19 protein-coding genes and 1 tRNA gene are annotated in these 17,778 nt (G+C 58.3%); 16 read left to right on the top strand and 4 right to left on the bottom strand.

The genetic code is table 11. From position 1 onward, the window contains the following. Nucleotides 1-88: 88 nt before the first annotated feature. The 16 genes from aspS to nadA all read left to right on the top strand — a co-directional run bounded on the left by aspS (nucleotide 89) and on the right by nadA (nucleotide 13,717). The gene (gene aspS, locus ACM6I0_RS00390) at nucleotides 89-1,864 is read left to right on the top strand and encodes an aspartate--tRNA ligase (protein ID WP_285429638.1); all 1,776 of its coding nucleotides are present in this window, start codon (nucleotides 89-91) and stop codon (nucleotides 1,862-1,864) included. A gap of 119 nt (nucleotides 1,865-1,983) precedes the next feature. Continuing rightward, on the top strand, nucleotides 1,984-2,730 hold the full coding sequence (locus ACM6I0_RS00395) for a YebC/PmpR family DNA-binding transcriptional regulator (RefSeq protein ID WP_008072427.1): 747 nt from the start codon (nucleotides 1,984-1,986) through the stop codon (nucleotides 2,728-2,730). A 155-nt stretch (nucleotides 2,731-2,885) separates the two neighbouring features. Further along, entirely contained in the window at nucleotides 2,886-3,410 is a 525-nt protein-coding gene (ruvC, locus tag ACM6I0_RS00400; protein ID WP_208669606.1) for a crossover junction endodeoxyribonuclease RuvC, read from the top strand. 115 nt (nucleotides 3,411-3,525) lie between these two features. Then, on the top strand, nucleotides 3,526-4,143 hold the full coding sequence (ruvA, locus tag ACM6I0_RS00405; RefSeq protein WP_090187430.1) for a Holliday junction branch migration protein RuvA: 618 nt from the start codon (nucleotides 3,526-3,528) through the stop codon (nucleotides 4,141-4,143). After that, nucleotides 4,144-5,205 (top strand): Holliday junction branch migration DNA helicase RuvB, encoded by a 1,062-nt coding sequence (ruvB, locus tag ACM6I0_RS00410; RefSeq protein WP_090187427.1) that lies wholly within the window; start codon nucleotides 4,144-4,146, stop codon nucleotides 5,203-5,205. Nucleotides 5,206-5,332: 127 nt separating this feature from the next. Then, entirely contained in the window at nucleotides 5,333-5,800 is a 468-nt protein-coding gene (gene ybgC, locus ACM6I0_RS00415; RefSeq protein WP_222588172.1) for a tol-pal system-associated acyl-CoA thioesterase, read from the top strand. After that, nucleotides 5,790-6,485 carry a protein TolQ gene (gene tolQ / locus ACM6I0_RS00420; protein ID WP_222588171.1) on the top strand — a complete coding sequence of 232 codons (696 nt, stop codon included), beginning with the start codon at nucleotides 5,790-5,792 and terminating at the stop codon, nucleotides 6,483-6,485. The genes ybgC and tolQ overlap by 11 nt, the downstream gene beginning before the upstream one ends. 23 nt (nucleotides 6,486-6,508) lie before the next feature. Next, nucleotides 6,509-6,961 (top strand): protein TolR, encoded by a 453-nt coding sequence (gene tolR / locus ACM6I0_RS00425; protein ID WP_161807482.1) that lies wholly within the window; start codon nucleotides 6,509-6,511, stop codon nucleotides 6,959-6,961. Beyond that, nucleotides 6,961-8,040: a cell envelope integrity protein TolA gene (tolA, locus tag ACM6I0_RS00430; RefSeq protein WP_222588170.1), complete on the top strand. Its 1,080-nt coding sequence runs from the start codon at nucleotides 6,961-6,963 to the stop codon at nucleotides 8,038-8,040. The genes tolR and tolA overlap by 1 nt, the downstream gene beginning before the upstream one ends. Further along, entirely contained in the window at nucleotides 8,037-9,338 is a 1,302-nt protein-coding gene (gene tolB / locus ACM6I0_RS00435; RefSeq protein ID WP_414921236.1) for a Tol-Pal system beta propeller repeat protein TolB, read from the top strand. Before tolA ends, tolB begins: the two co-directional genes overlap by 4 nt. 52 nt (nucleotides 9,339-9,390) lie before the next feature. Beyond that, nucleotides 9,391-9,888 (top strand): peptidoglycan-associated lipoprotein Pal, encoded by a 498-nt coding sequence (gene pal, locus ACM6I0_RS00440; RefSeq protein WP_090187413.1) that lies wholly within the window; start codon nucleotides 9,391-9,393, stop codon nucleotides 9,886-9,888. A 6-nt stretch (nucleotides 9,889-9,894) separates the two neighbouring features. Beyond that, on the top strand, nucleotides 9,895-10,740 hold the full coding sequence (ybgF, locus tag ACM6I0_RS00445; RefSeq protein WP_285429643.1) for a tol-pal system protein YbgF: 846 nt from the start codon (nucleotides 9,895-9,897) through the stop codon (nucleotides 10,738-10,740). A 165-nt stretch (nucleotides 10,741-10,905) separates the two neighbouring features. Then, nucleotides 10,906-11,553: a 7-carboxy-7-deazaguanine synthase QueE gene (gene queE, locus ACM6I0_RS00450; protein ID WP_090188884.1), complete on the top strand. Its 648-nt coding sequence runs from the start codon at nucleotides 10,906-10,908 to the stop codon at nucleotides 11,551-11,553. Nucleotide 11,554: 1 nt separating this feature from the next. Continuing rightward, nucleotides 11,555-12,247 (top strand): 7-cyano-7-deazaguanine synthase QueC, encoded by a 693-nt coding sequence (queC, locus tag ACM6I0_RS00455; RefSeq protein ID WP_414921237.1) that lies wholly within the window; start codon nucleotides 11,555-11,557, stop codon nucleotides 12,245-12,247. 63 nt (nucleotides 12,248-12,310) lie between these two features. Continuing rightward, a tRNA-Lys gene (locus ACM6I0_RS00460) sits at nucleotides 12,311-12,386 on the top strand. A 272-nt stretch (nucleotides 12,387-12,658) separates the two neighbouring features. Continuing rightward, on the top strand, nucleotides 12,659-13,717 hold the full coding sequence (gene nadA, locus ACM6I0_RS00465; RefSeq protein ID WP_285429646.1) for a quinolinate synthase NadA: 1,059 nt from the start codon (nucleotides 12,659-12,661) through the stop codon (nucleotides 13,715-13,717). A 124-nt stretch (nucleotides 13,718-13,841) separates the two neighbouring features. Here nadA and ACM6I0_RS00470 read toward each other — a convergent pair whose 3' ends face one another. From ACM6I0_RS00470 to ACM6I0_RS00485, 4 genes are all read right to left on the bottom strand, one after another. Continuing rightward, the gene (locus ACM6I0_RS00470; protein WP_090187401.1) at nucleotides 13,842-14,330 is read right to left on the bottom strand and encodes an RDD family protein; all 489 of its coding nucleotides are present in this window, start codon (nucleotides 14,328-14,330) and stop codon (nucleotides 13,842-13,844) included. Between the two features lie 94 nt (nucleotides 14,331-14,424). Further along, nucleotides 14,425-14,637 (bottom strand): cold-shock protein, encoded by a 213-nt coding sequence (locus ACM6I0_RS00475; protein WP_003175786.1) that lies wholly within the window; start codon nucleotides 14,635-14,637, stop codon nucleotides 14,425-14,427. A gap of 404 nt (nucleotides 14,638-15,041) precedes the next feature. Beyond that, nucleotides 15,042-16,166, bottom strand: coding sequence for a glycine cleavage system aminomethyltransferase GcvT (gene gcvT / locus ACM6I0_RS00480; RefSeq protein WP_414921238.1), 1,125 nt, complete (start codon nucleotides 16,164-16,166; stop codon nucleotides 15,042-15,044). Between the two features lie 37 nt (nucleotides 16,167-16,203). Beyond that, nucleotides 16,204-17,580, bottom strand: a complete 1,377-nt coding sequence (locus tag ACM6I0_RS00485) for an L-serine ammonia-lyase (RefSeq protein ID WP_414921239.1) — start codon at nucleotides 17,578-17,580, stop codon at nucleotides 16,204-16,206. Nucleotides 17,581-17,778 lie beyond the last annotated feature (198 nt).

Below are 17,778 nucleotides of genomic sequence, written 5' to 3' on the forward strand. Positions count from 1 at the left end.
GTCCTTGGCATATCGGGAGCTTTATTCAAGCGCCGGGTGAACAAGGTCTCCAACCGAATTTCGAATTACGAGAAGTGAAACCACTACCATGATGCGCAGCCATTATTGCGGCCAACTGAACGAAAGCCTGGAAGGCCAGGAAATTACCCTTTGCGGATGGGTTCACCGTCGCCGTGACCACGGTGGGGTGATTTTCCTCGATATCCGTGATCGTGATGGTCTGGCCCAGGTGGTGTTCGATCCGGACCGCGCCGAGAGCTTCGCCGCCGCCGATCGCGTGCGCAGCGAGTACGTCGTGAAGATCACTGGCAAGGTACGCCTGCGTCCGGCCGGTGCAACCAACGCCAACATGGCGTCGGGCATGATCGAAGTCCTGGGTTACGAGCTGGAAGTGCTGAACGAGTCGGAAACCCCGCCGTTTCCGCTGAACGAGTACTCGGACGTGGGTGAAGAAACCCGTCTGCGTTATCGCTTCCTCGACCTGCGTCGCCCGGAAATGGCCGAGAAGCTGCGTCTGCGTTCGCGCATGACCACCAGCATCCGTCGTTACCTGGACGAGAACGGCTTCCTCGATGTCGAGACGCCGATCCTGACCCGTGCGACCCCTGAAGGCGCGCGTGACTATCTGGTACCGAGCCGTACTCACGCCGGCTCGTTCTTCGCCTTGCCGCAATCGCCACAGCTGTTCAAGCAGCTGTTGATGGTGGCTGGCTTCGACCGTTACTACCAGATCGCCAAGTGCTTCCGTGACGAAGACCTTCGCGCTGACCGCCAGCCGGAATTCACCCAGATCGACATCGAGACCAGCTTCCTCGATGAAAAAGACATCATGGGCCTGACCGAAGGCATGATCCGCAACCTGTTCAAGGAAGTGCTGGATCTGGAATTCGGCGAATTCCCGCACATGACTTTCGAAGAAGCCATGCGCCGCTACGGTTCCGACAAGCCAGACCTGCGTAACCCGCTGGAACTGGTGGATGTTGCCGATCAGCTCAAAGACGTCGACTTCAAGGTCTTCAGCGGTCCTGCCAACGATCCGAAATGCCGTGTCGCCGCTTTGCGCGTCCCGGGTGCGGCGAGCATGCCGCGCAAGCAGATCGATGACTACACCAAGTTCGTCGGCATCTACGGTGCCAAGGGCCTGGCGTACATCAAGGTCAACGAACGCGCGAAAGGCGTCGAAGGCCTGCAGTCGCCAATCGTCAAGAACATCCCTGAGGCCAACCTCAATGTGATCCTCGATCGCGTTGGCGCGGTTGACGGCGACATCGTGTTCTTCGGTGCCGACAAGGCCAAGATCGTCAGCGAAGCTCTGGGCGCGCTGCGGATCAAAGTCGGTAACGACCTGGACCTGCTGACCTGCAAGTGGGCGCCAATGTGGGTCGTCGACTTCCCGATGTTCGAAGAGAACGACGACGGCAGCTTCACCGCCTTGCACCACCCGTTCACTGCACCCAAGTGCACGCCGGAAGAACTGGAAGCCAACCCGGCGACCGCTCTGTCCCGTGCCTACGACATGGTCCTGAACGGCACCGAGCTGGGTGGCGGTTCGATCCGTATCCACCGCAAGGAAATGCAGCAGACGGTATTCCGCCTGTTGGGTATCAATGAAGCAGAACAGGAAGAGAAATTCGGCTTCCTGCTCGATGCCCTCAAGTACGGCGCGCCGCCGCACGGTGGCCTGGCCTTCGGCCTGGACCGTCTGGTCATGCTGATGACTGGCGCCCAGTCGATCCGTGAAGTGATCGCTTTCCCGAAAACCCAGAGCGCGGCTGACGTCATGACTCAGGCTCCGGGGGCTGTAGATGCCAAGGCATTGCGCGAATTGCACATTCGTCTGCGCGAAACGCCAAAAGCAGAGTAAGACGGACCCTGAAGGCGCATCCTTATGGGATGCGCCTTTTTTACAGGTCGAGATTTTTTTCTTGTTGGCCAGCGTGAATGCGCGGCGGGCAATGTTTCAAAGAGAATTCGGAGCGAGTTATGGCGGGTCATTCCAAGTGGGCGAACATCAAGCACCGCAAAGAACGTCAGGATGCCAAGAAGGGCAAGATTTTCACCAAGTGGATTCGTGAACTGACCGTTGCTGCCCGTCAGGGCGGTGGTGATCCGGGTTCCAATCCGCGTCTGCGTCTGGCGCTGGACAAGGCACTGGGCGCGAACATGAGCCGCGACATCATCGATCGCGCGGTGGCCCGCGGTGCTGGCGCTGCCGACACCGACGACATGGTCGAACTGACCTACGAAGGCTACGGCCCGGGCGGCGTGGCGGTGATGGTCGAGTGCATGACCGATAACCGCAATCGCACCGCAGCTGCCGTGCGCCATGCCTTCAGCAAGTGCGGCGGCAACCTGGGGACTGACGGGTCGGTGGCGTATCTGTTCGAGCGCAAGGGGCAGATCTCCTTCGCGCCGGGCGTCGATGAAGATGCCCTGATGGAAGCGGCCATGGAAGCCGACGCCGATGACGTGGTGACTCACGAAGATGGTTCGATTGACGTGTTCACCTCGTTCGCCGGTTTCTACTCCGTGCGTAACGCGCTGGAAGCAGCCGGTTTCAAAGGTGATGATGCGGAAATCGTGATGCTGCCGACCACCAGCGCCGAACTGGACCTGGAAGGTGCCGAGAAGGTGCTGAAGCTGATCGACATGCTCGAAGACCTGGATGACGTACAGAACGTCTACTCCAACGCGGACATTCCGGAATCGGTCGCCGCACAGCTGGGTTAAGGGCAGCTAAGATCTAATGTGGGAGCCGGCTTGCCTGCGATGCCATCACCTCGGTGTATCAGACAGACCGAAGTGATGGCATCGCAGGCAAGCCAGCTCCCACAATTGTTATTTGGTGTATTGGATATTTTGCTTTTACTCAACCCGCAGGCGTTATGACTTTAATTCTTGGTATCGACCCTGGTTCGCGCATTACCGGGTATGGCGTGGTACGCGATACCGGGCGGGGTTGCGTGTACGTGGCGTCGGGCTGCATTCGCACCGGTTCCGGCGAATTGCATGAGCGCCTGCAAATCGTCTATCGCAGTGTGCGGGAAGTCATTCAGACCTACGGCCCGGTGACCATGGGGATCGAAAAGGTCTTCATGGCGCGCAACGCCGATTCTGCGTTGAAACTGGGGCAGGCGCGGGGGGCGGCGATTGTTGCCGGCGCCGAAGAAAGCCTGGAAATCGCCGAGTACACCGCGACCCAGGTCAAGCAGGCGGTGACCGGCACGGGCGCGGCGAATAAAGAGCAGGTTCAGATGATGGTCATGCACATGCTGAAATTGACCAGCAAGCCGCAAATCGATGCCTCGGACGCCCTGGCCATTGCCATTTGCCATGCCCACACCCGATCGAGCCTGTTGCCGCACGGTCTGGGAGCGGCACGCAGTCGTGGCGGGCGTCTGCGTCTCTGATAGCATCAGCAGTCGTTTTTAGGGAATGAGGGTTTTGCGCCTGTGTTGCCGGCGCAAAACCCTCGTTCTGTCAGTCGCCAGTCATTGATCTGGCCAACGCTCAAGGATCTGAAACGTGATTGGACGCTTGCGCGGCACACTGGCTGAGAAACAGCCGCCGCACCTGATTCTGGATGTAAACGGTCTGGGGTATGAGCTGGAAGTGCCCATGACCACGCTTTATCGCTTGCCGTCGGTCGGTGAACCGCTGACCTTGCACACCCATTTGGTCGTACGCGAAGACGCGCAGTTACTCTATGGCTTCTATGGCAAACGTGAGCGAGACTTTTTTCGCGAGTTGATCCGTCTCAATGGTGTAGGGCCCAAATTGGCCCTGGCATTGATGTCGAGCCTGGAAGTCGACGAGTTGGTCCGTTGCGTGCAGTCCCAGGACACCTCGGCATTGACCAAGGTGCCGGGCGTGGGCAAGAAGACCGCCGAGCGTTTGCTGGTCGAGCTCAAGGACCGCTTCAAGGCTTGGGAAACCGTTCCGGCCATGTTTGCACTGGTGCCGAACCAGCCGGGCGGGCCTGATGCGCCAGCGCCGGTCGCCACCGCCGAAAATGATGCAGTCAGCGCGCTGATTTCCCTGGGCTACAAGCCGCAGGAAGCCAGCAAGGCGATTTCTGCGATCAAGGAGAAAGGCTTGAGCAGTGAAGACATGATTCGTCGTGCCCTGAAGGGAATGATTTAAGTGATTGAAGCTGATCGTCTGATTACCGCCACGCCTGGCCCGCGCGACCGCGAGGAAGTCCAGGACCGGGCGATTCGCCCTGTCAGCCTGGCCGAATACATTGGCCAGCCGACCGTACGCGAGCAGATGGAGTTGTTCATCCAGGCGGCTCGCGGACGTAATGAATCGCTGGACCACACGCTGATTTTCGGGCCGCCGGGTCTGGGCAAGACCACCCTGGCCAACATCATCGCCCAGGAAATGGGCGTATCGATCAAAAGCACCTCGGGCCCGGTGCTCGAGCGCCCGGGCGATCTGGCCGCGCTGCTGACCAACCTTGAACCACATGACGTGCTGTTCATCGACGAAATCCATCGGCTGTCGCCGATCGTCGAGGAAGTGCTGTACCCGGCCATGGAGGATTTCCAGCTCGACATCATGATCGGCGAAGGGCCGGCCGCACGCTCGATCAAGCTTGATCTGCCGCCCTTCACCCTGGTCGGCGCCACCACCCGTGCCGGCATGCTGACCAACCCGTTGCGCGACCGTTTCGGGATCGTCCAGCGCCTGGAGTTCTACAGCACCGCTGATCTGGCGACGATTGTCAGTCGTTCGGCAGCCATTCTCGGTTTGCCACTGGACCCGGAAGGCGCTTTTGAAATCGCCCGTCGTGCTCGCGGCACGCCGCGGATTGCCAATCGCCTGCTGCGCCGGGTGCGCGATTTCGCCGAAGTCCGGGCCAAGGGCCATATCACCAAGCCGATTGCCGACCTGGCGTTGAACCTGCTGGATGTCGACGAGCGTGGCTTCGATCATCAAGACCGGCGTCTGTTGTTGACCATGATCGAGAAGTTCGATGGCGGGCCGGTCGGCGTCGACAGTCTGGCGGCCGCCATCAGCGAAGAACGCCACACCATTGAAGACGTGCTGGAGCCGTACCTGATCCAGCAGGGCTATATCATGCGCACGCCACGGGGGCGAGTTGTTACCCGGCACGCGTACTTGCACTTCGGTTTAAACATTCCGTCACGATTGGGCGAGATGCCCGTGGTAGACGAGTTCCTCGATGCCGTGGACGATTAATCACCTTTGCGCGCCGATTTATTCGGAGTTTGTGCGGTCTCAGGACCGTGCATTCGCCAGAAAGCCGCGAATCAATGAAAAACAGTTGCCTGGCCGGATTGGCAACCTGAGGAGTAAGCACTAGAGTATGCGCGCGCAAAACGGGCTTGAGCCTTTCGCACTTCGTTGTCGCGTTTATTACGAGGACACCGATGCGGGCGGCATCGTGTATTACGTCAATTACCTCAAGTTTATGGAACGGGCTCGAACCGAGCGGCTCCGGGATCTGGGCTTTGCCCAATCGGCGCTGGCAGGGGAGGACCTGTTGTTTGTCGTGCACTCCAGCGAAGCGCGTTACCACGCGCCGGCGCGACTGGACGACGAGCTTCTGGTAAGCGCTGAAGTAATCGAATTGAACCGAGTCAGCCTGCGCTTCAAACAGCAGGTCAGGCGGGCAACGGATAATGTGCTGCTCTGTGAAGGGCAGTTTCTGGTGGCCTGTGTGCGCACTGAAAGTTTAAAACCCCGGGCCATTCCCGAAGCTCTACGTGCGGCCTTTGCCGACGTGAGCGGCGCGGGTACACACTCAAAGCAGGAGATAAAGCGTGGAAGCTAACGTCGTCGACCATTCCTCCATGTGGAGCCTGGTCAGCAATGCCAGTATCGTGGTGCAACTGGTAATGCTGATCCTGGTAGCCGCATCGGTGACCTCATGGATCATGATTTTTCAGCGCAGCAATTTGATTCGTGCCGGTCGACGTGCCCTGGAGAGCTTTGAAGAGCGCTTCTGGTCCGGTATCGACCTGTCCAAACTCTACCGTCAGGCTGGCAGCAACCCTGATCCGGATTCGGGCGTCGAGCAAATTTTCCGTGCCGGTTTCAAGGAATTCTCCCGTCTGCGTCAGCAGCCTGGCGTAGACCCGGAAGCGGTCATGGAAGGCGTGGCCCGTGCCATGCGCGTTGCCATCTCCCGCGAAGAAGAAAAGCTCGAGCAGAGCCTGCCGTTCCTCGCCACCGTGGGTTCCGTCAGCCCGTACATCGGTCTGTTCGGTACGGTCTGGGGGATCATGAACTCCTTCCGTGGCCTGGCCACTGCCCAGCAAGCGACCCTGGCCACTGTGGCTCCTGGTATCGCCGAAGCACTGGTCGCCACCGCGATCGGTCTGTTCGCCGCGATTCCGGCCGTTATCGCTTACAACCGTTTTGCTGCTCGCAGCGAAACCCTGCTGGGCCGTTACTACACCTTCGCCGATGAATTCCAGGCGATCCTGCACCGCAAAGTGCACACCAGCGAAGAATAAGCAGGTAATTTCCAATGGCTTTAATCGCTCGAGCTCGCAAAAAGCGCAAGCCGGTTGCCGAGATGAACGTGGTGCCCTACATCGACGTGATGCTGGTGCTGCTGGTCATCTTCATGGTGACCGCGCCAATGCTCAATCAGGGCGTGAAAGTTGATCTGCCCAAGGTTTCCAGCGAAGCCTTGCCGCAGGACAACAACACCCAGGTCCTGACCATTTCGATCAAGGCTGACAAGACCTACTACTGGAACCTTGGCAGCGAAGTCGACACCGAAAAGCAGCAGGACAAGGCCATGACCTTGCCGCAGATGACGGACGCGGTGACCAAGATCATTCGCGCCGGGACCGAAGGCGGCAAGCGTACCCAGGTGTTCATCCGTGGCGACAAGACCGTCGATTACGGCTCCGTGATGGGCGCCATGGGCGGATTGCAGAAAGCCGGGGTCGGTAATGTTGGCTTGATTACCGAGGCACCCTGATGCAGCAAATGCGAGAGCCGTCCGCCTCGGAAAGCTACTTCTGGCCTAGTGTCTGGGCGATTGTCTTGCACGTGCTGGTGTTCGGCATGCTGTTCGTCAGTTTTGCCTTCACACCGGAGCTGCCGCCGGCCAAGCCGATTGTCCAGGCGACCTTGTACCAGCTGAAGTCGAAAAGTCGGGCGACCACCCAGACCAATCAGAAGATTGCGGGTGAAGCGCAGAAATCTGCTGCGCGTCAGACCGAAGTCGAACAGATGGAACAGAAAAAGATCGAACAGGAAGCGATCAAAGCCGCGGAACAAAAGAAGGAAGACGCGGCTCAAAAAGCCGAAGAATCCAAGAAGGCCGACGAGACGAAGAAAGCTGAAGAGGCCAAAAAGGCTGATGAAGCCAAGAAAGCCGATGAAGCCAAGAAGACTGCCGAAGCCAAAAAGGCCGAAGAGAAAAAATTGGCTGATATAGCCAAGAAGAAATCTGAAGAAGAAGCCAAGAAAGAAGCTGAAGAAGAGGCCAAGAAAGCGGCCGCTGAAGAAGCCAAGAAAAAGATCGTCGAAGACGCGAAGAAGAAAGCCGCCGAAGAGGCCAAGAAGAAATCTGAAGCTGAAGAGGCGAAGAAGAAAGTCGCCGAAGACGCGAAGAAGAAAGCTGCCGCCGATGCTGCGAAGAAAAAATCGCAGGAAGCGTCACGTAAATCCGCTGAAGAGAAAAAGGCCCAGGCCTTGGCAGATTTGCTTTCCGACACGCCTCAGCGTCAGCAAGCCTTGGCGGATGAGCAGGGTGACGAAGTCGCCGGCAGTTTCGATGATTTGATTCGTGCTCGTGCAGCGGAAGGCTGGGCTCGTCCACCTTCGGCACGCAAAGGCATGACGGTCGTGTTGCAAATCGGCATGTTGCCGGACGGTACGGTGACTTCGGTCAGTGTGGCCAAGTCCAGTGGCGATGGTCCGTTCGACTCGTCGGCAGTTGCGGCGGTCAAGAATATTGGACGTTTGACAGAAATGCAGGGAATGAAGCCGAGCGATTTCGCTCCGTATCGTTCATTCAAGATGACATTCACACCTGAGGATCTAGCCTTGTGAGAAACCTTCTTCGAGGAATGCTTGTCGTTATCTGCTGCCTGGCAGGGATAGCGGCGGCGGATGAAAAAAACATTCTGGTCACCAGCGGCAGTGATCGGGCAACGCCGATCGCGGTAGTTCCGTTCGGCTTCCAGGGCGGCACCGTGCTGCCAGACGACATGGCCGAAATCATCGGTAACGACCTGCGTAACTCGGGTTATTACTCGCCGATTCCAAAGCAGAACATGATCAGCCAGCCTAGCCAGGCCAGCGAAATCATTTTCCGTGACTGGAAGGCTATCAGCGCCCAGTACATTATGGTCGGCAGCATCGTTCCAGCGGGCGGTCGCCTGCAGGTTCAATACGCGTTGTTCAACGTCGCCACCGAGCAGCAAGTGCTGACCGGCAGCGTGTCGGGCAGTGTCGATCAACTGCGCGACATGGCGCACTACATCGCCGACCAGTCGTTCGAAAAACTCACCGGTATCAAGGGTGCGTTCTCGACACGCCTGCTGTACGTGACGGCCGAGCGTTTCTCCGAGAAGAACACGCGCTACACGCTGCAACGTTCGGACTATGACGGTGCCCGCGCCGTGACCCTGCTGCAATCGCGCGAGCCGATCCTGTCGCCGCGTTTCGCACCGGATGGCAAGCGCATCGCTTATGTCTCTTTCGAGCAGAAGCGTCCGCGTATTTTCATGCAGAACATCGACACCGGTCGCCGTGAGCAGATCACCAACTTCGAAGGCCTCAATGGCGCGCCAGCCTGGTCACCGGATGGCAATCGCCTGGCATTCGTACTGTCCAAGGACGGCAACCCGGACATCTACGTGATGAACCTGGGTTCGCGTCAGATCAGTCGTGTCACCAACGGTCCTGGCATCAACACCGAACCGTTCTGGGGTAAGGATGGTTCGACCATCTACTTCACTTCCGACCGTGGCGGCAAACCACAGATCTATAAAACCAGCGTAAGTGGTGGTGGTGCGGAGCGTGTGACCTTTATTGGTAACTACAACGCCAACCCGAAACTGTCGGCTGACGAAAAGACCCTGGTGATGATTCACCGCCAGGATGGTTTCACTAATTTCAAGGTGGCAGCCCAGGATTTGCAGCGAGGTAGTGTAAAGATCCTCACTGATAGCACTCTGGACGAGTCGCCTACTGTTGCGCCCAACGGCACCATGGTAATCTACGCCACCCGCCAGCAGGGCCGGGGAGTCTTGATGCTCGTGTCCATTAATGGACGCGTAAGGCTCCCGCTTCCTACCGCACAAGGCGAAGTCAGAGAACCTTCCTGGTCCCCTTACCTGAACTGACGCGGCGCTACACGTTGTACTTAACACACTGGGGTTCATTAGGAGTTTCACGATGGAAATGCTGAAGTTTGGTAAATTTGCTGCGCTGGCTCTGGCCATGGCTGTAGCTGTAGGTTGCTCGTCCAAAGGCGGCGACAATGCCGGTCAAGGCGCTGTCGATCCAAACGCTGGTTACGGCGCAAACACTGGTGCCGTTGACGGTTCCCTGAGCGAAGAAGCTGCTCTGCGCGCAATCACCACCTTCTACTTCGAATACGATAGCTCGGACCTGAAGCCAGAAGCCATGCGCGCTCTGGACGTTCACGCCAAAGACCTGAAAGCAAACGGCGCTCGCGTTGTTCTGGAAGGCAACACCGACGAACGTGGTACTCGTGAGTACAACATGGCACTGGGCGAGCGTCGTGCGAAAGCCGTTCAGCGTTACCTGGTACTGCAAGGTGTTTCCCCAGCTCAGCTGGAACTGGTTTCCTACGGCGAAGAGCGTCCAGTTGCTACCGGCAACGACGAGCAGTCCTGGGCTCAAAACCGTCGCGTCGAACTGCGTAAGTAATTCGTCATGCGAACGTGCCGTCGTGCTGTAACTGTTTTGGCTCTCAGTCTCACATCGCTTGCGGTGTGGGCTGCGGTTCCTGTGGTCGATAACAACTCCGGTTATAACAATAGCGGGAGCAGTTATCCGCCTGCGGGTTACGGTACGAACGGCGCCTATGCCGGGGGAGGGGTTTCGGCCCCTGTCTCGGCACAGGGCGAGCTGTTCAACCAACTGCAATCGATGCAGGAGCAGATTTCACGTCAACAGGGCGTGATCGAAGTTCTGCAAAATGATGTAGCGCGCATGAAGCAGGAAAACCTGGAGCGATACCAGGATCTTGATCGGCGCATAGGATCCGGCGTAGCACCAGCCGCAACTCCTGATAATTCTTCCACCGGTGGCAATTTGAATGCCCCCGGTGCAGCAGTAGGCGCTAGTGCAGGAGCGGCAGCCGCAGCCGCGCAAGCACCCGCCGCGGGTAGCGAACCGGCCGACCCGGCGAAGGAAAAGCTGTACTACGACGCAGCCTTCGACCTGATCAAAGCCAAGGATTTCGACAAGGCCAGCCAGGCTTTTTCCGCATTTCTGCGCAAATACCCAAGCAGCCAATACGCGGGCAATGCCCAGTACTGGTTGGGCGAAGTGAATTTGGCCAAAGGTGATCTGCAAGGCGCGGGTCAAGCTTTTGCCAAGGTTTCGCAGCTGTACCCAAAGCATCCAAAAGTGCCTGATTCGCTGTACAAACTGGCTGATGTAGAGCGCCGCCTCGGTCATACCGACAAGGTGAAAGGCATTCTGCAGCAGGTGGTGTCGCAATACCCGGGCACTTCCGCCGCTCAACTGGCCCAGCGTGATCTGCAAAAAATGTAGGCCTGTGAGATTCGTTTTGAAGAAACCCGCGCTTGTCGCGGGTTTTTTCGTTAGAATTCACACCCTTTTTTGAAACACGCTTTTTGGGATCTGCGCGATGGCGGGGTTCCTTGAAGTGCCTGACGGAGGCGGACAGCCTGTTTAGCTGTCATGCCCGTGGCGACTATGCAAGACACATTGAGAATCACCGAAGTTTTCTACTCGTTGCAGGGGGAAACGCGGACTGCCGGGCTGCCCACAGTTTTTGTGCGCCTGACCGGTTGCCCATTGCGTTGCCAATACTGCGACAGCGCCTACGCGTTCACTGGCGGCACCGTGCGCACGCTCGACGACATCCTCGAGCAAGTGGCCGGTTTTCGTCCGCGTTATGTCTGTGTCACCGGCGGCGAGCCGTTGGCCCAGCCGAATGCCATCCCATTGCTCAAGCAGTTGTGTGACGCCGGTTACGAAGTGTCACTGGAAACCAGTGGTGCTCTCGACATCTCGGCAGTAGATTCCCGAGTCAGTCGTGTAGTCGACTTGAAAACCCCGGGTTCGAAAGAAGCGCACCGCAACCGCTACGAGAATATCGAACTGCTCACGCCCAACGACCAGGTGAAGTTTGTCATCTGCTCGCGGGAAGACTACGACTGGGCGGTGTCCAAACTCATCCAGTACGGTCTGGACCAGCGAGCAGGCGAAGTCCTGTTCTCGCCAAGCCATCACGACTTGAATGCGCGGGATCTGGCTGACTGGGTGGTGGCGGACAACCTGCCAGTGCGTCTGCAATTGCAGCTGCATAAATATCTTTGGAATGACGAGCCGGGGCGCTGATATGACTGAACAACTGAACACTACTGAAAAGCGTGCGGTCATCCTGCTGTCCGGCGGCCTGGACTCGGCAACCGTCGTGGCCATGGCTCGCGCCGAAGGCTACAGCTGCTACACCATGAGCTTCGACTACGGTCAGCGGTCCCATGCCGAATTGCACGCGGCGGAGCGTGTTGCTCACGACCTGGGTGTGGTCGAGCACAAGGTGATCGGCCTGAACCTGAACGGTATCGGCGGCTCGGCGCTGACCGACAGCAGCATCGACGTGCCGGAGGTGCCAGGCGAAGGTATTCCGGTGACTTATGTGCCAGCTCGCAACACGGTATTTCTGTCGCTTGCGCTGGGCTGGGCTGAAGTGCTGGGCGCACGGGACATCTTTATTGGTGTGAACGCCGTGGATTACTCCGGTTATCCAGACTGCCGTCCTGAGTTCATCGAGTCCTTCGAGCGCATGGCCAATCTGGCAACCAAGGCTGGCGTAGAAGGCAATGGCTTCCGTATTCAGGCGCCACTGCAGAACCTGAGCAAAGCGCAGATCGTCCAGGCAGGCGTGAAGCTGGGGGTCGATTACGGGCTGACCGTTTCTTGCTATCAGGCCGACGATCAGGGCCGTGCGTGCGGCAAGTGCGACAGCTGCCGACTGCGTGCGGAAGGCTTTGCAGCAGCCGGCGTAAGCGACCCAACACCTTATTTTTGATTTATTTTAAATTAGGTGTTGAATAGTCCTTAAAAATCAGTATTATACGCGCCACCACACAGCGGGTCGTTAGCTCAGTTGGTAGAGCAGTTGGCTTTTAACCAATTGGTCGTAGGTTCGAATCCCACACGACCCACCATTTTTGTAGCAGTTTTAAAAGTCTGGAAGGCCCACGCAAGTGAGGATTTCCGGATTTTTTTTTGCCCGCGATTTGTGCCGGCCTCAGGGTGCGGCTGCACCGCATGGCATAGGTCAGAATCATCTTTTGCATCCGGCCGTTATTCTGTAGCCTTGCGCCTCTTCACCGCTGTCCGTGCCTGATGAATACTCACTCTCCGGCGGTACCCTGAAGGGTCCGGAGCCGGGTGTATACTCGACTTTCGCGCGAATGCGCCTGCAGGTCTTGCAAACATGACGCAGATTTCCGAACGCCTTCTGGTTCAAGCTCACCTCGATGCCAAGCAGCCCAAGCCGCTGACCGTCGAGGAGGAAGCTTTCTACCGTGCCGCCATCGCCGCCGAGCTCAAGGCTCAGGATGCGGTGCTGGTTGCTCACTTCTATTGCGATCCGGTGATTCAGGCCCTGGCCGAAGAAACCGGTGGTTGCGTCTCCGATTCGCTGGAGATGGCCCGCTTCGGCAGCGCTCACCCGGCCAAGACCGTGGTCGTTGCCGGTGTGAAGTTCATGGGCGAAACCGCCAAGATCCTCAATCCTGAAAAACGCATACTGATGCCGACCCTCGAGGCGACGTGTTCGCTGGACCTGGGTTGCCCGGTGGACGAGTTTTCGGCGTTCTGCGATCAACACCCGGAGCGTACGGTGGTGGTGTATGCCAACACCTCGGCGGCGGTCAAAGCCCGGGCTGACTGGGTGGTGACGTCCAGCTGTGCGCTGGAAATCGTCGAAAGCCTGATGGATAACGGCGAGACCATCATCTGGGGCCCGGACAAACACCTGGGCACCTACATCCAGCGCCAGACCGGCGCCGACATGCTGCTGTGGGACGGTGCCTGCATCGTTCACGAAGAGTTCAAGTCCAAGCAGCTCGAAGACATGAAGGCGCTGTACCCGGACGCCGCGATTCTGGTGCACCCGGAGTCGCCGACCTCGGTGATCGAACTGGCAGACGCCGTGGGTTCCACCAGTCAGTTGATTGCGGCGGCGAAGAGCCTGCCGAACAAGACCCTGATCGTCGCCACCGATCGCGGCATCTTCTACAAGATGCAGCAGCTGTGCCCGGACAAGGTCTTCATCGAGGCGCCAACGGCCGGCAACGGCGCGGCCTGCCGCAGTTGCGCACACTGCCCGTGGATGGCGATGAATACCCTTGAGCGCCTGCTCAAGAGCTTGAAGGAAGGGGCGAACGAGATCTTTGTTGATCCGGCGTTGATTCCGCAAGCGATCCGGCCGCTGAAGCGCATGCTCGACTTCACCCAGGCTGCACGGATGAAACTGGCCGGCAACGCCTGAAAACACGCAAAAAACTGTGGGAGCGAGCCTGCTCGCGATAGCGGTCTGTCAGTCATATCAATATTGACTGATACACAGCTATCGCGAGCAAGCTCGCTCCCACAGTGGTTTCTGTAAGGATGAATTATTTGGTTTTCTTCGGGACGCGCACAATCCGGGTGTTGGAGTAGATGTCATGCCAGCTGCGTTTCTGTTTATCGAACAGCGACCAGATGAAGCCCAGGCCAACGCACAGCAACGACGCGATCGACACCACAAACCGCAACAGTGCCTGCCACAGGCTGATGGACGAACCGTCGGCGTTCTGCACGCGGATGCACCATACCTGCATGCCCAGCGTCTGACCGGACCAGGTCCAGAACTTGGCAAAGAAGCCAAACAACACAAACAACAGCACCGTCGACAGCAACGGATCGCCGTCCAGCGCGCCGGCTTCGGTGAGGGCGCGCATTTTGTCTTCGCCGATGATCGCCATCTGGATCATCTTGTAGATGCCGCTGGTGACGATCAGCAGGGCAGTACACAACAGGAAGTCATAGAACATGGCTGCCAGGCGCCGGCCCAAGGTGGCGGCGGGGAAGTCGCCCTGGGGAGTGAGCAGGTGTTTGGACATCGCAGCCTCTGGACGGAAAAGAAGCCATTTTACGGATTTACGCGCACAAAAAAGCCCCTGATGTCAGCATCAGGGGCTTTTTCGTTACAGAAGATTAAGCTTCTGCTTGTACTTCGTCAGCCTGCATGCCTTTCTGGCCTTGCACAGCAACGAAAGTCACTTTCTGGCCTTCTTTCAGGCTCTTGAAGCCGTTGCCCTGAATGGCGCGGAAATGCACGAACAGATCCGGACCGCTTTCAGGAGTGATAAAACCAAAACCTTTCTCGTCGTTAAACCACTTGACGGTACCGCTCTGACGTTGGGACATTTCTTATTTCCTTTGACGCAAAAAATTAATGACAGTCTCTTTCTCATGAAAGAGTACTGGGGCTGGTTGCAGGAGAGTAAGAAGACGTCGAACGGGATGTAGCTAACTTGTAGGCTACTGCCCAGGTCACGATTCCAAGCGACCCATGCAAACACAGTGAACAGACTCTACGCCAACTACGAGAGAAAAAACAAGCCCCTGTGAGAGGCCCGGTTTTGCTGAGGTTGGCGGTTAGTGTGCTCACTAGTGCGGGCTTATTCGATGAGGAGGTTCAATTGTTTTCGAACGTTATAAGCAACGTTCATAAACGAAGCTTAGAGCCGACGACATGCACTATTTTATGGCGATTGCGTTACACATTAGTGCACTGTTAACGCAACCGCGTTACTTATAGAAACAGTCAATCAGCCGCGATAGTAGCGTTGTGCAACAAATGGCATTTTGCTTACAAGCAAAGGCACCTTTTTCCCACGAACAATCGCCCAAACAGGTGTGTCGATGGCGATGTACTTGCTGTCGAGGTAACCCATCGCCAAAGGACCGCCCAAGGTGGGGCCGAAACCGCCGCTGCAAACCGTACCGATGATGTCGCCCGCTTCATTGACGATTTCAGCGCCTTCGCGCACCGGAGTGCGTTCCTGGGGCAGCAGGCCGACACGTTTGCGGCTGACGCCGTTTTGCTGTTGCGCGAATACGGTTTCAGCGCCGGGGAAGCCACCAGCCCGTGCACCATCGGCGCGACGTGGCTTGGAGATGGCCCACAACAGGCTGGCTTCGATCGGCGTGGTGTCGGTGTTCATGTCGTGGCCATAGAGGCACAAGCCGGCTTCCAGGCGCAGGGAGTCGCGAGCGCCAAGGCCGATGGCTGCCACTTCAGGCTCGGCCAGCAGGGCGCGAGCCAGGGCTTCGGCGTTGGCCGCCGGCACGGAGATTTCGAAGCCGTCTTCACCGGTGTAGCCCGAACGACTGACAAAGCAGTCCACGCCCAACAGTTTTACGCGGGTGAACTGCATGAAGGTCATCTTCGCCACTTCAGGCGCCAGGCGCGCGAGCACAGTGACTGCCGCCGGACCTTGCAATGCCAGCAACGCGCGTTCTTCGAAGAGCGGCTCGATGGTGCACTGATCGCCGATGTGGTGGCGCAGGTGCGCCAGGTCCTGATCCTTGCACGCGGCGTTGACCACCAGGAACAGCTCGTCGTTACCCAGATTGGCGACCATCAGGTCGTCGAGGATGCCACCGGTTTCGTTGGTGAACATCGCGTAGCGTTGCATGCCCAGCGGCAAGTCGATGATGTCTACCGGCACCAGGGTTTCCAGGGCCTTGGCGGCATTGGCGCCGGTCAGGCGGATCTGGCCCATGTGCGAGACGTCGAACAGCCCGGCCTGATCACGGGTGTGCTGGTGTTCTTTCATCACGCCCAGCGGGTATTGCACGGGCATATCGTAGCCGGCGAACGGCACCATGCGCGCGCCCAGCTCGATGTGCAGTGCGTGCAACGGGGTTTTCAACAGGTGTTCGGTGGACATATTCAGCTCCTCAAAAGTAGGCTGATGCGCGTGCGCATCAGCACTCGATAATGTTGACCGCCAAACCGCCGCGGGCGGTTTCCTTGTATTTGCTTTTCATGTCGGCGCCGGTCTGGCGCATGGTGCGAATGACCTTGTCGAGGGAGACAAAGTGCTGACCGTCGCCGCGCAGGGCCATGCGTACCGCGTTGATCGCCTTGACCGAGCCCATGGCGTTGCGTTCGATGCAAGGCACTTGCACCAGTCCGCCAATCGGGTCGCAGGTCAGGCCGAGGTTGTGTTCCATGCCGATTTCCGCAGCGTTTTCCACTTGCTGCACCGTGCCGCCCAGCACCTCGCACAAGGCGCCCGCCGCCATGGAACAGGCCACGCCGACCTCACCCTGACAGCCGACTTCTGCGCCGGAGATCGAGGCGTTTTCCTTGTAGAGAATGCCGATCGCAGCGGCCGTCAGCAGAAAGCGCACGACGCCGTCTTCACTGGCACCGGGAATGAAGCGCATGTAGTAGTGCAAAACCGCCGGGACGATTCCTGCTGCACCATTTGTGGGCGCGGTAACGACGCGTCCGCCGTTGGCGTTTTCTTCGTTGACCGCCAAGGCATACAGGTTGACCCAGTCCAGCACCGATAACGGATCGCGCAATGAAGATTCCGGGTTCTTGCACAGTTGCCGATGCAATGCGGCAGCGCGGCGCTTGACCTTCAATCCACCGGGCAGGATCCCTTCGTTGCGGCAACCGGCGGCGACGCAATCCTGCATCACTTGCCAGATATGCAGCAGCCCGGCGCGGGTTTCCGCTTCGGGGCGCCAGGCGCTTTCGTTGGTCAGCATCACCTGGCTGATGGATAAGCCGTAGGTGGTGCAATGGGTGAGCAGGTCCTTGGCGCTTTTGAACGGGAAGGTCAGCGGCGTGGCGTCTTCGACAATGCGGTCGGCACCGGCCGCGTCTTCATCGACGACAAAACCACCGCCGACCGAGTAATACTCGCGGCTGCGGATCTGCAGGCCGGCAGCATCGAACGCGCGAAAGATCATGCCGTTGGGGTGATACGGCAACGGTTTGCGGATCATCGCCAGGTGTTCTTTCTCGTTGAACGCAATGCTGTGTTCGCCGAGCAGGTTCAAGCGACCATTGCCACGAATGTCTTGCAGACGGGCGGCGACGGTTTCGGTGTTCACGGTGTCCGGGTGTTCGCCTTCCAGGCCGAGCAACACAGCCTTGTCGCTGCCGTGGCCTTTGCCGGTGGCGCCGAGCGAGCCGTAGAGCTCGACTTTGATGCAGGTGGTTGCCATCAGCAGCCCTTCACGGCGCAGTCCTTCGGCAAAACGCGCGGCTGCGCGCATCGGGCCGACGGTGTGGGAGCTGGAGGGGCCGATGCCAATCTTGAACAGGTCGAACACGCTTAACGACATGAGTTGTTCTCCGGTTTCTTGTTATAGGAATGGGCGAAATCTTTGATTAGACGCCGTCCTGTGGGAGCTGGCTTGCCTGCGATAGCGGTAGATCAGTCGATATCAATGTTGACTGACAGACCGCTATCGCAGGCAAGCCAGCTCCCACAGGGTGTGCGGTGTTCTGTGGATGGGGTGAGCGAACTCACCCCCACACAG

It is taken from the genome of Pseudomonas sp. IT-P294 (assembly GCF_949767865.1).
In the GTDB taxonomy this organism is placed as follows: Bacteria; Pseudomonadota; Gammaproteobacteria; order Pseudomonadales; family Pseudomonadaceae; genus Aquipseudomonas.

Bases quoted from the DNA above. Each gene is read 5' to 3' on its own strand.
- queC (WP_414921237.1), top strand. From the start codon at position 11,555: ATGACTGAACAACTGAACACTACTGAAAAGCGTGCGGTCATCCTGCTG.
- queE (WP_090188884.1), top strand. From the start codon at position 10,906: ATGCAAGACACATTGAGAATCACCGAAGTTTTCTACTCGTTGCAGGGG.
- tolA (WP_222588170.1), top strand. From the start codon at position 6,961: ATGCAGCAAATGCGAGAGCCGTCCGCCTCGGAAAGCTACTTCTGGCCT.
- nadA (WP_285429646.1), top strand. From the start codon at position 12,659: ATGACGCAGATTTCCGAACGCCTTCTGGTTCAAGCTCACCTCGATGCC.
- ruvC (WP_208669606.1), top strand. From the start codon at position 2,886: ATGACTTTAATTCTTGGTATCGACCCTGGTTCGCGCATTACCGGGTAT.
- gcvT (WP_414921238.1), bottom strand. From the start codon at position 16,166: ATGTCCACCGAACACCTGTTGAAAACCCCGTTGCACGCACTGCACATC.
- ybgF (WP_285429643.1), top strand. From the start codon at position 9,895: ATGCGAACGTGCCGTCGTGCTGTAACTGTTTTGGCTCTCAGTCTCACA.
- pal (WP_090187413.1), top strand. From the start codon at position 9,391: ATGGAAATGCTGAAGTTTGGTAAATTTGCTGCGCTGGCTCTGGCCATG.
- ybgC (WP_222588172.1), top strand. From the start codon at position 5,333: ATGCGCGCGCAAAACGGGCTTGAGCCTTTCGCACTTCGTTGTCGCGTT.
- ACM6I0_RS00475 (WP_003175786.1), bottom strand. From the start codon at position 14,637: ATGTCCCAACGTCAGAGCGGTACCGTCAAGTGGTTTAACGACGAGAAA.
- aspS (WP_285429638.1), top strand. From the start codon at position 89: ATGATGCGCAGCCATTATTGCGGCCAACTGAACGAAAGCCTGGAAGGC.
- ACM6I0_RS00395 (WP_008072427.1), top strand. From the start codon at position 1,984: ATGGCGGGTCATTCCAAGTGGGCGAACATCAAGCACCGCAAAGAACGT.
- ACM6I0_RS00485 (WP_414921239.1), bottom strand. From the start codon at position 17,580: ATGTCGTTAAGCGTGTTCGACCTGTTCAAGATTGGCATCGGCCCCTCC.
- ACM6I0_RS00470 (WP_090187401.1), bottom strand. From the start codon at position 14,330: ATGTCCAAACACCTGCTCACTCCCCAGGGCGACTTCCCCGCCGCCACC.